Origin of the sequence: Intrasporangium sp. DVR, from assembly GCF_040365325.1 — a bacterium.
In the GTDB taxonomy this organism is placed as follows: Bacteria; Actinomycetota; Actinomycetes; order Actinomycetales; family Dermatophilaceae; genus Intrasporangium.
Genome location: NZ_BAABZW010000019.1, coordinates 50696 through 65146, shown reverse-complemented (window position 1 = coordinate 65146; position 14451 = coordinate 50696). Strand labels below are relative to the sequence as shown.

11 protein-coding genes are annotated in these 14451 nt (G+C 70.6%); 10 read left to right on the top strand and 1 reads right to left on the bottom strand.

The features are described from left to right. Positions 1 to 12: 12 nt before the first annotated feature. Positions 13 to 996, bottom strand: coding sequence for an AAA family ATPase (locus ABWV20_RS14305; RefSeq protein ID WP_353356185.1), 984 nt, complete (start codon positions 994 to 996; stop codon positions 13 to 15). Between the two features lie 498 nt (positions 997 to 1494). On the opposite strand from ABWV20_RS14305, the gene mraZ reads away from it, so the two are divergent. From mraZ to murG, 10 genes are all read left to right on the top strand, one after another. Continuing rightward, entirely contained in the window at positions 1495 to 1926 is a 432-nt protein-coding gene (gene mraZ, locus ABWV20_RS14300) for a division/cell wall cluster transcriptional repressor MraZ (RefSeq protein WP_353356183.1), read from the top strand. Positions 1927 to 2261: 335 nt separating this feature from the next. After that, positions 2262 to 3380 (top strand): 16S rRNA (cytosine(1402)-N(4))-methyltransferase RsmH, encoded by a 1119-nt coding sequence (gene rsmH, locus ABWV20_RS14295; protein ID WP_353356181.1) that lies wholly within the window; start codon positions 2262 to 2264, stop codon positions 3378 to 3380. Then, positions 3377 to 4069, top strand: a complete 693-nt coding sequence (ftsL, locus tag ABWV20_RS14290; RefSeq protein WP_353356179.1) for a cell division protein FtsL — start codon at positions 3377 to 3379, stop codon at positions 4067 to 4069. Before rsmH ends, ftsL begins: the two co-directional genes overlap by 4 nt. A 447-nt stretch (positions 4070 to 4516) precedes the next feature. Next, the gene (locus tag ABWV20_RS14285) at positions 4517 to 6301 is read left to right on the top strand and encodes a peptidoglycan D,D-transpeptidase FtsI family protein (protein WP_353356177.1); all 1785 of its coding nucleotides are present in this window, start codon (positions 4517 to 4519) and stop codon (positions 6299 to 6301) included. An 11-nt stretch (positions 6302 to 6312) separates the two neighbouring features. Beyond that, complete coding sequence (locus tag ABWV20_RS14280) at positions 6313 to 7989, top strand: UDP-N-acetylmuramoyl-L-alanyl-D-glutamate--2,6-diaminopimelate ligase (protein ID WP_353356175.1); 1677 nt, start codon at positions 6313 to 6315, stop codon at positions 7987 to 7989. Further along, positions 7986 to 9401 carry a UDP-N-acetylmuramoyl-tripeptide--D-alanyl-D-alanine ligase gene (locus ABWV20_RS14275; RefSeq protein ID WP_353356173.1) on the top strand — a complete coding sequence of 472 codons (1416 nt, stop codon included), beginning with the start codon at positions 7986 to 7988 and terminating at the stop codon, positions 9399 to 9401. Before ABWV20_RS14280 ends, ABWV20_RS14275 begins: the two co-directional genes overlap by 4 nt. Beyond that, a complete protein-coding gene (mraY, locus tag ABWV20_RS14270) occupies positions 9398 to 10480 on the top strand; it encodes a phospho-N-acetylmuramoyl-pentapeptide-transferase (RefSeq protein WP_353356171.1) in 1083 nt (360 codons plus the stop codon). The genes ABWV20_RS14275 and mraY overlap by 4 nt, the downstream gene beginning before the upstream one ends. After that, positions 10477 to 11967, top strand: coding sequence for a UDP-N-acetylmuramoyl-L-alanine--D-glutamate ligase (murD, locus tag ABWV20_RS14265; RefSeq protein ID WP_353356169.1), 1491 nt, complete (start codon positions 10477 to 10479; stop codon positions 11965 to 11967). Before mraY ends, murD begins: the two co-directional genes overlap by 4 nt. Beyond that, positions 11964 to 13328, top strand: coding sequence for a putative lipid II flippase FtsW (ftsW, locus tag ABWV20_RS14260; RefSeq protein WP_353356167.1), 1365 nt, complete (start codon positions 11964 to 11966; stop codon positions 13326 to 13328). The genes murD and ftsW overlap by 4 nt, the downstream gene beginning before the upstream one ends. After that, entirely contained in the window at positions 13325 to 14431 is a 1107-nt protein-coding gene (gene murG, locus ABWV20_RS14255; protein ID WP_353356165.1) for an undecaprenyldiphospho-muramoylpentapeptide beta-N-acetylglucosaminyltransferase, read from the top strand. The genes ftsW and murG overlap by 4 nt, the downstream gene beginning before the upstream one ends. The last annotated feature ends 20 nt before the right edge of the window (positions 14432 to 14451 follow it).

Below are 14451 nucleotides of genomic sequence, written 5' to 3'. Positions count from 1 at the left end.
GGCGTCTCGGCCTCAGCGGGTCCCGGACGGTACGGGCACCTGACGCAAGAGGTCGGTGACGACCTCGGCGGTCGTCCTGCGGGCCAGCTGCGTCTCGCTCGACGGCATGAGCCGGTGGGAGAGGACGGCGACGGCGAGGGACTGGACGTCGTCCGGGATCACGTGGTCGCGCCCGTCGAGGGCAGCCTGCGCCCGGGAGGCCCGCAGCAGGTGCAGTCCCGCGCGCGGGGAGGCGCCGAGGCGCAGGGCGGTGGTCGACCGGGACCTCGTCACGAGGTCGACGATGTACTGACGCACCGCCGGGCTGGCGTGCACCTGGGTGACCGCGTCGACGACGCTGTTGATCGTCGCCGCATCGGTGACGGCTCTGAGCGTCTCGAGCGGTGAGCGAGCACTGTGGCTGTCGAGCATGGTCAGCTCGGCGCGCGGCGAGGGATAGCCCATGGAGATCCGCGCCATGAACCGGTCGCGCTGTGCCTCGGGAAGGGGGTAGGTCCCCTCCATCTCGATCGGGTTCTGCGTGGCCATGACGATGAACGGTGCCTGCAGCGGGTAGGTGACGCCGTCCACGGTGACCTGGCGCTCCTCCATGGACTCCAGGAGCGCGGACTGGGTCTTGGGGGAGGCCCGGTTGATCTCGTCCCCGACGACGACGTTGGCGAAGATGGCCCCAGGCCGGAACTCGAAGCGGCGCGCGTCCTGGTTGAAGATGCTGACGCCGGTGATGTCGCTGGGCAGCAGGTCCGGGGTGAACTGGACGCGGCGCACGGACGCGTCGATCGACCTGGCGAGCGCCTTGGCGAGCATGGTCTTTCCGACACCGGGGACGTCCTCGATGAGCAGGTGGCCGCCGGCGAAGAGGACGGTGATGGTGGTCCGCACGACGTCCGGCTTGCCCTCGATGACCCGGGTCATCGCTGCGAAGAGCTGGTCGGCGACCTTCCTGACCAGATCGAGATCGCCGGTGGTCCCCACGCCGGTGGTGTCGGTCGTCACGCTGTCCTCCGTTTGTGCCTGATGTGAGCCCTCGAGCAGTCGGCTCCGTTTCCGTCCGTGCACCGGTCGGCCGGATGCATGGCGTCAGTGGTGCGGACCTGCTCGTGATCTTCTCCCATGAGCTGCGTTCATCGAAAGTGAGAGGACAGTCGTGACCGGATGGAGACGTTCGGGCCCACCAGCGGCGGCGTCCACCACTTTGCCCCACCAGTGTCCCCCGGGCGCTCGTCGCCGTCACCGAAAACGGCGTTCCCCCGCACGAAGACAACACCGTCGTATGCCGCTGGGTGCCCTGCGCGGCACGGCTGGCCGACGCGTGGGCCGGGCCCAGCAGCATCCGACTCCACTTCGCTCCACGGCGTTGACGTGCGACGACGTCGTCAGAAAGTGTCGAGAACGAGGTTTCGTTCGTTGACGGTGGGGGAAAGTGGAGTATCGTGGAGCAGCAAGGAAGGCTGTGGGGACGCCGACGGGTCGAGGTAGGGGAGGTGGCGGACCGTGTTTCTTGGTACGCACACGCCGCGCCTCGACGAGAAGGGTCGGCTCTTCCTCCCGGCGAAGTACCGCGACCGGATGGCGGGTGGCCTGGTGGTGACGCGCGGCCAGGAGCGGTGCCTGTTCATCTATCCGATGGACGAGTTCGTCACGGTGGCCGGGCAGATGCGCCAGGCGCCGACGACGAGCCGGGCGGCCCGCGACTACATGCGTGTCTTCCTGTCCGGCGCCTCGGACGAGGTGCCCGACAAGCAGGGACGGTTCACGATTCCCGCCAACCTCCGGCAGTACGCCGGTCTCGACCGTGAGGTCACGGTGATCGGAGCAGGTTCTCGGCTCGAGGTGTGGGACAGCGGGGCGTGGAACGCCTACCTCGAGGCGACGGAGCAGAGCTTCGCCGACACGGAGGAGGAGGTGATCCCGGGGCTCTTCTGAGGCCCCACCTTCCCGCTCATGTACTGACCAGCTCGACCAGCTCGACCAGCTCGACCAGCTAGACCAGCTAGACCACCGACGCAGACCTGAGCGCTGGCCTCCAGCCGCTCCGCTCCCGAGACGACTTCCCCCGCCCCGGGCGGGGACGCGGATGGGGACCAGTGCCCAGGTCCACACGCGGTCGGCGCAGCACCTCCCTCCCTCCACGTGAACGCACAGATCATCCGCACGCAGGCAACACCGGCACACGAGCAGCACCAGGCACCAGAGCAGCACCACACGGCAGAGCCGGATCAGGGCGGCGCGCAGCGCCGAGGGACGGGAGAGGAGGCGAGATGACGGACCGTGGACCCGCGCAAGGGCGTCACGTCCCGATCATGCGAGAGCGCATCCTCGACCTGCTGGGGCCTGCCTTGTCCGGGCCGGGTGCGGTCCATGTTGATGGAACGCTCGGCATGGGGGGACACGCGGAAGGGGTTCTGACGCGGTTCCCCGAGTGCCGCGTCATCGGGATCGACCGGGACCAGGAGGCGCTGGACCTCGCCGGCGAGCGGCTGGCGCGGTTCGGCAGTCGGTTCACGCCGGTCCATGCCACCAACGACCAGATCGCCCACGTCGTCCAGGACGAGGGGTTCGAGCGGGTGGACGGGATCCTCTTCGACCTCGGGGTCAGCTCGCTGCAGCTGGACGAGGAGGATCGCGGTTTCGCCTACCGGGTCGACGCGCCGCTCGACATGCGGATGGACCAGTCGCGGGGGCAGACGGCCGCGGACGTTCTCAACGCCTATCCCGTGGAGGAGCTCACTCGCATCCTGCGCGACTACGGCGAGGAGCGCTTTGCGCGCAAGATCGCCTCGACGATCATCAGGGAGCGCGACATCGAGCCGTTCGCGACCTCGGGTCGCCTCGTCGAGCTGCTCCGCCGCGTCATCCCGGTTGCCTCGCAGCGCCAGAGTGGGCACCCGGCCAAGCGGACGTTCCAGGCGCTCCGGATCGAGGTCAACGACGAGCTGGGTGGTTGGGAGCGCGCGGTCGGCGCCGCCATCGACGTCCTCGCCGTCGGCGGACGGATGGCCGTGCTGTCCTTCCACTCCCTCGAGGACCGGCTCACCAAGCGCGCTTTCGCTGCCGGTATGACGTCCAGCACCCCCCCGGGGCTGCCGGTGGAGCTTCCGGAGCACGCGCCGTACCTCCGAGCCCTGACACGGGGAGCGGAGGAGCCGGGCGACGACGAGGTGCTCGCCAACCCGAGAGCGGCCTCGGCGAAGCTGCGAGCGGTCGAGCGGATCAGGGACACCGGCACCTCCGCCGGCACCGCGGTGCGCGCATCGGGTGCCGGCGCCGCGGGGGAGCGCCGCACCGGCGACAGGAGCCAGCGGACGAGCCCCAGCCATACCTCAGGCACCACGGCCCACCAGGGTCGGCGAACCACCAGGAAGGGAAGCTCTCGATGAGTCAGGCGACCGCCACCGCCAGGCCGCTGCGCTCCCCGGCGCGTGCGCCCCGGCGCGGACCGGCGCCGGCACCTCTGCGCGTCATCCCCGCGCGGATCACGACGACCGGCAACGGCGCCTTCGCATCGATCTGCGTGGCCCTGCTGACGACGGGACTCGTTGCTCTGCTCCTGCTCAACACCGCCCTGGCACACGGCTCCATCGAGCTGGGACAGCTCAAGAGCGAGTCAGCCGTCCTCAGCGAGACCGCCGGTAACCTCCAGGAGGAGATCGACCGGGCCTCGGCCAGCGGGGCACTGGCCAAGCGGGCCAGCCAGCTCGGCCTGGTCCGGGCCAATGAGCGGGCCCACATCGACCTGACGACCGGCCGGGTGACCGGCACCGCCTACCCGGCCACCAAGGCGTTGGCGCTCACCGTCGTGACGAGTCCGACCCCCGTGGCCAGGCCGAAGCCCAGACCAGCCCCGACGACGGCCGGCGATGCCGCCTCGCGCCCGGCTACCGGCACGCCGGCCCCCGCGACACCGCAACCGACGGCGAGCAGGACTCGAGGCGCCACGCCGACGATCCCGAGCGGCACGGCGTCGGCGACGTCGACCGGGACACTGGGCCCGAGCCCGACAACGGTTCCGACCTCCATCCAGAGCAGCCCACGCCCGACAACACCCACCCAGACCGCCACGAGGTGAGCCGTGACGAACTCTCGACCATCAGCGGGCGGCCGTGCCGGAGCCCCTGCTCGGTCCGGGCGCGCGGGCGCCGTTGCGACCTCCGGTGGCCGGGCGACGTCCGGGCGCCCAGCCCCCTCGCGTCAGGCGCGTGTGTCCGGTCGCGGAGCCGGTGGCGCCGACGGAGGCGCCGGCCGTGGCGCGGCACCGGGGCGGCCCAAACCGGTGTCGGCGCGAGCCGGTCAAGGGGCCGCCAAGCCGCAGCGGGCGTCGCAGGGTGACGTCCCCCGACGCGCGACACGGCAAGGGGGCGGGGCCCCGAGGCGGGGTTCCCGCTCCTCGACGCCGACCCCACGTGGGCGGGGACCGGCCCCGCGACGTGGCAACGGCCCGCGGGGCCCGCGGGGCCCGCGCCGGCCCCGCCGGCTGCGGATCTCGGCGGCCAACCCTCGCGGTCGGGCGCGGGCCATGTTCATCGTCGTGCTCTTCGTCTTCACCCTGTTTGCGGCGCAGCTGCTCAGGATCCAGGCGTTCGACGCGTCGGCCACCCAGGCGGCGGCGCTGTCCAAGCGTTCGGTCAAGCAGTACACGCCCGCGATGCGCGGACAGATCCTGGACACCAAGGGCCAGGTCCTTGCCGACAGCGTCGAACGCTTCACCGTGTCGGCCGACCCCGTGGCCATCCAGTGCTACGTCAAGGTCAAGGGCGAGTGCGGCTGGCAGGGGGTCTACCAGGCCGCGGCTGACCTGTCCCCGAAGCTCGGCCTCGACGTCGCGCGTCTGACCACGCTCTTCACGAAGCCCGACACGCGCTACGTCATCGTCAAGAAGGACGTGGCCCCCAGCGTGTGGCGTGAGATCCAGGCACTCCGCGTGCCTGGCGTGGCTGCGGAGCGCACGAGCAGGCGCCTCTACCCGACGTCCATGGCGCTTGGCCAGCTCGTCGGCTACGTCAACCAGTCCGACCAGACGCCCGGTGGCGGCATCGAGCTGATGCTCGACGCCACCCTCGCCGGCCGAGCGGGCACGACGATCGCGGAGCGGGCGCAGAACGGCGCGGTCATCCCCGGGTCGCAACGGGTCGACCAACCGGTGGCCAATGGTCGCAACGTCAGGCTCACCATCGACTCCGACATCCAGTGGTACGCGCAGAACGCGCTCGCCAAGCAGGTGACCGCCGTCAAGGCAGAGACGGGGACCGCTGTCGTGGTCGAGGTGGCCACGGGCAAGATCCGGGCCGCGGCGAGCTATCCCACGTTCGATCCCAACGACCTGTCCAGGGCGACGAAGGCGAGCCTGCGCAACCACGCCTTCGAGGACGCGTTCGAGCCGGGCTCGACGGGCAAGCTCATGACGATGGCTGCCGCCCTCGAGCACGGGGTCGTCACCCCGGACACGGGCGTCATCGTCCCCAACCGGCTGCCGCGCGCCGGCATGAAGTTCAAGGACCACGAGGACCACGCGACCGAGTACCTGACCGCGACCGGTGTCATCGCCAAGTCGTCGAACATCGGCACGATCCTCGTGGGGGAGCGGGTGCCGGCGGCTCGGATGGAGCAGACGTACCGCTCGTTCGGCGTCGGCCGGAAGACGGAGGTCGGCTTCTGGGGCGAGTCGAGCGGGCAGCTGGCGAAGGCGAGCGACTGGAATGCGCCGCAGCGCTACACCGTCCTCTTCGGTCAGGGATACGCCCTGACGGCCGTGCAGGCTGCGAGCGTCTTCGCGGCCGTCGCCAACGGTGGTGTCCGGATGCCGCTCTCGCTCGTCGAGGGCGTCTACAACGACAGCGGGACGTTCGTGCCGGCTCAAGCCGGCAAGGGGGCCCGCGTGCTGTCGGACCGGACCGCCACCCAGCTGAGTCGCATGCTCGAGGAGGTCACGGGCGAGAACGGCACTGCCAGCGACGCGCGGATCGCGGGCTACCGCGTCGCCGGCAAGACCGGCACCGCCGACCGCTATGACGACAAGCTGGGCCGCTACAACGGCTTCACCGCATCGTTCATCGGCTACGCCCCCGCCGAGAAACCCAAGTACGTCGTCGCGGTGTTCATCCACAAGCCGCAGGCCGGCATGTTCGGTGGGGCGCTCGCGGGACCTGTCTTCAACCAGGTCATGACCTACCTGCTGCAGCGGGAGAACACCCCGCCGAGCACGCCGTCGGACCTCGACTACCGGGTCTGGCCCGAGAAGCGCCTCTCGACCTCCGACCCCGACGTGCTGAGCGACGCCCGGGCCCGGCGCGATGGCCTGTAAGTTGGGGTGACGTGCCACCTGACCTGATCCGACCCTCGACGTCGGGCGTGTCCCTGCGCGCCCTCGCCGAGCTGATCGGCGCCGCCCTGCAGTCCCCATCGGACGCGCTCGTCACCGGCGTCTCGCTCGACAGCCGTGTGGTTCGGCCCGGAGACCTCTACGCCGCCCTGCCGGGCTTCAACGTGCACGGGGCGGAGTTCTCCACCGATGCCGTGCGTCTCGGTGCGGTGGCCGTCATCACCGACGAGGCAGGCGCGGCCGTGATCCGGCAAAGCGCGCGGGAGACGGCGCAGACGGGCGGAGAGCCGGGGGATCAGGACGAGCACCGGCTCGGCGTGCCGGTCCTCGTCGTCGACCAGCCCAGGGCCCGCTTGGGGCAGGTCGCCGCGGCCGTCTACGGGGAGCCCGGCGCTGACCTCACGATGATCGGGATCACGGGCACCAACGGCAAGACGACGACGGCCTACCTGCTCGAGTCGGCCCTGCGTGCCCTCGGTCGCCGCACCGGTCTGATCGGCACGATCGAGACGCGCATCGGTGACGAGCGCCTGGACTCGGCCCACACGACACCGGAGGCCACCGACCTGCACGCCTTCCTCGCCCTCATGCGTGAGCGGGGGGTGGATGCGTGCGTCATGGAGGTGTCCAGCCACGCACTCGACCAGCACCGGGTCGATGGAGTGGTCTACGACGTCGCGCTGTTCACCAACCTGTCGCAGGACCATCTCGACTACCACCGGTCGATGGACGACTACTTCGCGGCGAAGGCCGACCTGTTCACGCCGAGCCGGTCACGTGCGGGAGTTGTGTGCGTCGACGACGACTGGGGGCGCCGCCTCGTCGCGCAGGCGACCGTCCCCCTGACGACGCTGACGACCCGGCCGATGACGCGGTCCGAGGCCGGGCTCGACGTCCGGTCCGACGACGACTGGGTCGCCACGCCCCGGGGTGCGGATGACGATGCCGACAGCATTCACGGGCAGCCGTTCAGCCTCAGGCACCGGTCGGGAGACCTGTCCCTCGCGCTCGTGTCCCATCTGCCCGGGGGCTTCAACGTCGCCAACACCGCCCTCGCCGCCGTGGGTCTCATGTCGATCGGCTTCACCCCGGCGCAGGTCGAGGCCGCGCTGGCGGTGCCCCCCTCCGTGCCGGGACGGATGGAGGTCGTGGCGGCCGGCGCTGCCGGCGAACCCCGTTGCATCGTCGACTTCGCCCACACGCCTGACGCCATCGATGCGGCTCTCGCAGCGCTGCGGCCATCGACCCGGGGTCGTCTCATCGCCGTGCTGGGCGCGGGCGGCGACCGCGACCGGGGCAAGCGAGAGGCGATGGGCAGGGCCGCGGCGCGCCGCGCCGACGTCGTCATCGTCACCGACGACAACCCTCGCTCCGAGGATCCAGCAGTGATCAGGCGCGCCGTCCTCACCGGCGCGAGGAGCGCCGTCACCGAAGGAGCCGGCGTGGCCATCGACGTCATCGACGGGGGAGGGCGCGCCCAGGCGATCGGTGAGGCCATCGCGATGGCCGTCCTCGGCGCCGGCGGCCGCACCGGGGGCGAAGGTGACACTGTCGTGGTGCTGGGCAAGGGACATGAGAAGGGGCAGGAGGTCAGGGGCGTGATGCACCCGTTCGACGACCGGGAGGCAGTCCGGGCTGCCCTCAGCGCCGCGCTGGGAGGAGACCGTTGATCCCACTGACGCTCAGCGACATCCGAGATCTCACGAGCGGTGAGGTCCACGGTTGCGACGACCCCGGAGCGGTGGTCGTCGACGGCGTGGTGTCGACCGACTCGCGGGAGTGCGGGCCCGGCAGCCTCTATGTCGCGCGTGTCGGAGAGGTCGCCGACGGCCACGACTACGCACCCGCGGCGGTGACCGCTGGAGCAGTTGCCGTGCTCGGATCACGCCCCGTCGAGGGCGTGCCCACCGTGGTCGTCGACGACGTGCAGACCGCCTTCGGAAGACTGGCCCGCGGTGTCGTCGACCGGGCGAATGACCTGCGCATCGTCGGCATCACGGGCTCCTCCGGCAAGACGACGACCAAGGACCTGCTCGCCTCGGTGCTGGCCACGGCCGGTGAGACCGTCGCCCCGGTCAACTCGCTCAACGGCGAGATCGGGGTGCCGCTCACCGTGTGCCGGATCACTCCCAGCACTCGTTTCCTCGTCGCCGAGATGGGCGCCAGGGGGATCGGCCACATCGACTACCTCACGCAGATCGCGCCACCCACCGTGGCCATCGTCCTCAACGTCGGCACCGCACACGTCGGGGAGTTCGGCTCGCGTGCCAACATCGCCGCCGCGAAGTCCGAGCTGCCGAAGGCGGTGCCATCCGAGGGCTTGTCCATCCTCAACGCCGACGACCCGCTCGTGGCCGCCATGGCGCACGGCCTGGCGTCCCGCGTCCAGCTCGTCGGGCTCTCGCCCGAGGCGGAGGTGCGCGCGGAGGACGTGGTCGTCGACGAGCTGGGCAGAGCGGCATACGACCTCGTCGCGCCCCAGGGACGTGCTCGGGTCACCTTGCAGCTGAGCGGAGCCCACCACGTGGGCAACTCCCTGGCCGTCGCTGCTGCGGCGCTGGAGCTGGGCCTGCCGCTCGCCGGGGTGGCCGCGGCGCTCTCGCGAGCCACGTCGATGAGCCGCTGGCGGATGGAGATCACCGAGCGGCCGGACGGCGTGGTCGTCGTCAACGACGCCTACAACGCCAACCCGGACTCGATGCGGGCGGCGCTCGACGCCCTCGCGGCCATCGTGACGACGGGGGAGCGGTGGGCCGTGCTCGGCGAGATGCTCGAGCTCGGGCCCGACAGTGACAGCGAGCACGCCGCCATCGGGTCGTATGCCGCTGGGCTGGGTGTCGACCACGTGGTGGCGGTCGGCGCGGGGGCAGCCGCGTACGGCGCTGCCGTGCGGGTGGCGGACGTCGACGCTGCACACGACTACCTCCAGGAGCGCGTGCGACCCGGCGACGTGGTGCTTCTGAAGTCGAGTCGGGACAGCGGGCTACGGTGGCTCGGTGACCGGCTCGCCGGCACCGGCGAATGGGCGGCGTCCGCCGCCGACGATCCCCAGGCCCGACACGAAAGGACGGTGGAGCAGTGAAGGGTGTCCTCGCGGCCGCCGCGTTCTCACTGCTCTTCTCCCTCCTCGGCACTCCGCTCTTCATCAAGTTCCTGGTCCGGCGTGGCTACGGCCAGTTCGTCCGCGACGATGGTCCGACGACCCACCACACCAAGCGCGGCACCCCGACGATGGGCGGCGCGGTCATCCTCGCCTCGACCCTCGGGGCCTACGCGGTGGCGCACGTCGTCACGCTGACCCCGGTGACGGCCAGTGGCGTGCTGGTTCTCTTCCTGATGGCAGGACTCGGGCTCGTCGGGTTCCTCGACGACTTCATCAAGATCTCCAAGCAGCGCAGCCTCGGTCTGCGCTCCCGCGAGAAGCTCTTCGGGCAGACCCTGGTCGGCGTGATCTTCGCCGTGCTCGTCCTCCAGTTCCCCAACGAGCAGTACCGGACGCCGGCGTCGCCGTTCATCTCGTTCGTCCGCGACACCAACCTCAACCTGGCCTTCGCCGGGACGCTCGTGGGGATGATCCTCTTCGTCATCTGGGCCAACCTCATGATCGCGGGGACGTCCAACGGCGTGAACCTCACCGACGGCCTCGACGGGCTGGCGACGGGGGTCTCGACGATGGTCTTCGGCGCCTACGTCCTGATCAGTCTCTGGACCTTCAACCAGAACTGCCAGATCAACCCGGGGATCAAGTGCTACGAGGTGCGCGACTCCCACGACCTGGCCCTCGTCGCGGCGGCCGGCATGGGAGCCTGCTTCGGCTTCCTCTGGTGGAACGCCACCCCCGCGAAGATCTTCATGGGCGACACCGGGTCCCTCGCTCTCGGCGGGGCCCTCGCCGGCCTCGCCATCACGACGCGCACCCAGCTGCTCATCGTCATCCTCGGCGGCCTCTTCGTGCTCGAGACGCTGTCGGTCATGGCCCAGGTCATCTCGTTCAAGACGACCAGCAAACGGGTGCTGCGGATGGCCCCGCTGCACCATCATTTTGAGATGGTGGGCTGGCACGAGGTGACCGTCGTCGTGCGGTTCTGGATCATCGCCGGTCTCTTCGTCGCGTTCGGGTTGGGCATCTTCTACGCCGAGTGGGTGGTGGGCACGCAATGACCTTCGATCCCGCCTTCGAGCCACGTCCCGGTCTGACCCATCGAGACGCAGACTGGTCCGGCCTCCGAGTGCTCGTCGTCGGGCTCGGCATCTCGGGCTTCGCAGCCGCCGACGCCCTCGCCGAACGTGGAGCCCGGGTCACGGCTGTCTCGCGCGACATCACCGACGTCATCACCGAGCGGGCCACGATCCTCGACATCCTCGGCGTCGACGTCCGGCTGGGTCCGCAGCACCTCCACGAGCCGCCCCAGGACACCGAGCTCGTCGTGACCTCACCCGGGGTCCCGCCCCACGATCCGCTGATGCTGGCTGCGACGACGCGTGGCCTGCCCATCTGGGGGGAGGTCGAGCTCGCCTGGCGGATGCGACCGCTCGAGGGGGCGGCGCCATGGCTGACCGTGACGGGCACCAACGGCAAGACGACGACGGTCAACATGCTTGCCTCGATCCTGCGGGCCTCGGGTCTTCGGGCCACCTCCGCGGGCAATGTCGGCACGCCGATCCTGGAGGCAGTCCTGCACCCCCAGCCGTACGACGTCCTCGCGGTCGAGCTCTCGAGCTTCCAGCTGCACTGGCAACGGTCGATCTCGGCGGTGGCGTCGGCGGTGCTGAACGTGGCTCCGGACCACCTGGACTGGCACGGCTCCTATGCCGAGTACCTGCGTGCCAAGGGAAAGATCTACGACCGCACCCACCTGGCCTGCATCTACAACGTCGCCGACATCCAGACCGAGCAGCTGGTCATGGACGCCGACGTCGTCGAGGGCTGCCGCGCCATCGGCTTCACCACCGGAATCCCGGCACCGTCGATGATCGGTGTCGTCGACGACGTCCTGGCCGACCGCGCCTTCGTGGAGCAGCGGCAACGGTCTGCCGCAGAGCTGTGCACCCTCGACGACCTACGCGGCGACGCGCCCTCCGTGGCGCCGCACTACCTGGCCAACGCCCTCGCCGCTGCCGCCCTGGCTCGGGCCTACGGCGTCGGCCCGATCGCCGTGCGCGACGGGCTCAGGTCGTTCCGGCCCGACCGTCATCGGATCGCCGAAGTGGCCACGGTGCGAGGGGTCCGGTGGGTCAACGACTCCAAGGCGACCAACACGCACGCGGCCGCTGCGGCCCTGACCTCCTTCGACAGCGTCATCTGGATCGCCGGGGGCCTGCTCAAGGGGGCAGACGTCGACAGCCTGGTCGAGGAGGTGGCGTCCCGGCTGCGCGGGGTCGTGCTCATCGGGGCCGACCGGGCGAGGATCGCCGAGGCTCTCGCCCGACACGCGCCCGATGTCCCGGTCGTGGACCTGCCCGACACGGAGACTGGAGTCATGGACCTGGTCGTCTCCCACGCGGCGCGCCTCGCGCACCCGGGAGACGTCGTCCTGCTCGCACCCGCTGCTGCCTCCATGGACATGTTCACCAACTACGGCGCCCGCGGCGACGCCTTCGAGGAGGCGGTCCGGCGGCACATGGAGGCGAGCGGGGGCGACCTGTGAGCTCGGTGTCGGCCCGGCGCCGATCCGTCTCGCGCGCCCGACCTGCCGCCGCGCCGAGTCAGGGGCCGACGGCCACCTCGACGACCAGGCGCCCCGCATCGCGCCCCCCGTCCAAGGACGCTGCCGCAGGCCCGCCGATCCTGCACTTCGGCAAGCTCGAGTCGCCGCTGACGACCTACTACCTGCTCCTCGGGGTCACGACCACGCTCGTCGTCTTCGGCCTGATCATGGTGTTCTCGGCGTCCAGCGTCGAGTCCCTCCTCGCGGACGAGGCTTCCTACACGGTCTTCGCGAAGCAGCTGCTCTTCGCCGCCATCGGTGCCGGGGTGGCGACCTGGGCGTCCCGGTGGCCGGTCCGGTGGTGGCGCAGGCTCGCGGGCCTGTCCCTCGTCGGGGCTCTCGTCCTCCAGGCGGCCATCTTCGTGCCCGGCCTCGGCGTCAGGTCCGGCGGCAACCTCAACTGGCTGGCTCTGGGGCCGGTCCAGGTCCAGCCCTCCGAGTTCGCCAAGCTCGCCCTCGTCCTGACCGGGGGAGCCATCTTCGCCAACAAGGGCAGCCTCGTCGGCCACTGGCTCCACGCGATCCTCCCTTACGTCCTGCCCATCTCAGCCATCGTCCTCGCCCTCGTCCTCGCGGGGCAGGACCTGGGGACGGGCCTGGTCATGGGAGTCATCGTCACGGGAGTCCTCTTCGTGGCGGGCGCCCCCAAACGACTCTTCGTGCTCGGTGGTCTCGCCGTGGTCTCGGGCGTCGCCTATCTCGTCGCGACGAGCAGCAACCGGATGAGCCGGATCAGCAACTGGCTTGACCCCGAGTGCCAGTCCGACCCGGACAGCTGGTGCGGGCAGTCGGTTCACGGCATGTACGCGCTCGCCGACGGTGGTTGGTGGGGTGTCGGGTTGGGTGGCTCCAAGGAGAAGTGGAGATGGTTGTCGGAGGCGCACAACGACTTCATCTTCGCCATCATCGGGGAGGAGCTCGGCCTGCCCGGGACCCTCCTCGTCCTCGTCCTCTTCGGCCTGCTGGCCTGGGCCTGCTACCGACTCGTCACCCGGACCCAGGATCGGTTCGTCCGGGTCGCCTCCGCCGGAGTGATGGCGTGGCTCATCGGCCAGGCGATCATCAACATCGGCTCGGTCATCGGGCTGCTGCCCGTCGTCGGCGTGCCGCTGCCGCTCGTCTCGGCCGGGGGGTCCTCGCTGGTGACGACCCTGCTGGCCCTCGGCATGCTCCTCGCCTTCGCGCGCAACGAGCCCGGCTGTCGCGCGCTGCTCGAGGCGCGCCCCGGCGTCATCAAGCGGACGCTCAGCGTGCTGCCCTCCCGCCTGCCCTCTCGTCCAGCCCGTTTCAGAAGCCGGTGATCCCCGTGTCCTCGCCCACCTCCGTCCTGCTCGCCGGGGGAGGCAGCGCGGGCCACGTGTCGCCGCTGCTGGCTCTCGCGGACGCTCTTGTGCGCCGTCACGGCGACATCGTCGTCACTGCCCTCGGCACTCGTGTCGGGCTCGAGGCCCGACTGGTTCCATCCCGGGGCTTCGACCTGAGATTCGTCCCGAAGGTGCCGCTCCCGCGCCGACCCGGCGTCGACCTGTTGCGGCTCCCGGGCCGGCTGAAGGACGCGGTGGCTGCCGCGGGCCGCGCCATGGACGAGACCAGTGCAGAGGTCGTCGTCGGGTTCGGCGGCTATGTGAGCACCCCGGCCTACCTTGCCGCCCGCAGGCGGCACGTGCCGATCGTCATTCACGAGCAGAACGCTCGCGCCGGACTGGCGAACCGACTGGGAGCCCGGTGGACCCCCTTCGTCGCCACCACGTTCTCCGCCACCCGGCTGCCCGGCGCCCGACGGATCGGCATGCCGCTGCGTCGTGAGATCACCCAGCTCGACCGGGCCGCGCTGCGGGCCGAGGCGCGCGCCTACTTCGGGCTCGACCCCGACCGGACGACTGTCCTGGCCACCGGTGGTTCGCTTGGTGCCAAGCGAATCAACGACGCCTTCGGGGCCTCCTCCCGGGAGCTCAGCCGCGCCGGTGTCCAGGTGCTGCACGTCACCGGTCTCGACAAGGACTTCACCCCCGACCGACCCGAAGGAGGGGCACCGTACGTCGTCGTGCCCTACGCGGACCGCATGGAGCTCGCCTACGCCGCAGCGGATCTGGTCGTGTGCCGAGCCGGCGCCAACACCGTCTGTGAGCTGGCTGCCGTGGGTCTCCCCGCCGTCTACGTGCCCCTGCCGATCGGCAACGGCGAGCAGCGACTCAATGCCGCTGACGTCGTGTCGGCAGGAGGTGGTGTGATCGTCGAGGACGCGGCCCTGACGCCGGGCTGGTTGCAGGCCAACCTGATTCCCTTGGCGCGCGACAACGACCGCCTTACCGCCATGGCCCGAGCCGCAGCCGAGCTGGGTGAGCGGACAGCCGACGAGGCCCTGGCCGACCTCGTCGAGGAAGCCTGGAGGTCCCGCCGGTGAGCGCGTGGCCCACAGTCGAA

Bases quoted from the DNA above. Each gene is read 5' to 3' on its own strand.
- rsmH (WP_353356181.1), top strand. From the start codon at position 2,262: ATGACGGACCGTGGACCCGCGCAAGGGCGTCACGTCCCGATCATGCGA.
- murD (WP_353356169.1), top strand. From the start codon at position 10,477: ATGACCTTCGATCCCGCCTTCGAGCCACGTCCCGGTCTGACCCATCGA.
- ftsL (WP_353356179.1), top strand. From the start codon at position 3,377: ATGAGTCAGGCGACCGCCACCGCCAGGCCGCTGCGCTCCCCGGCGCGT.
- ABWV20_RS14285 (WP_353356177.1), top strand. From the start codon at position 4,517: ATGTTCATCGTCGTGCTCTTCGTCTTCACCCTGTTTGCGGCGCAGCTG.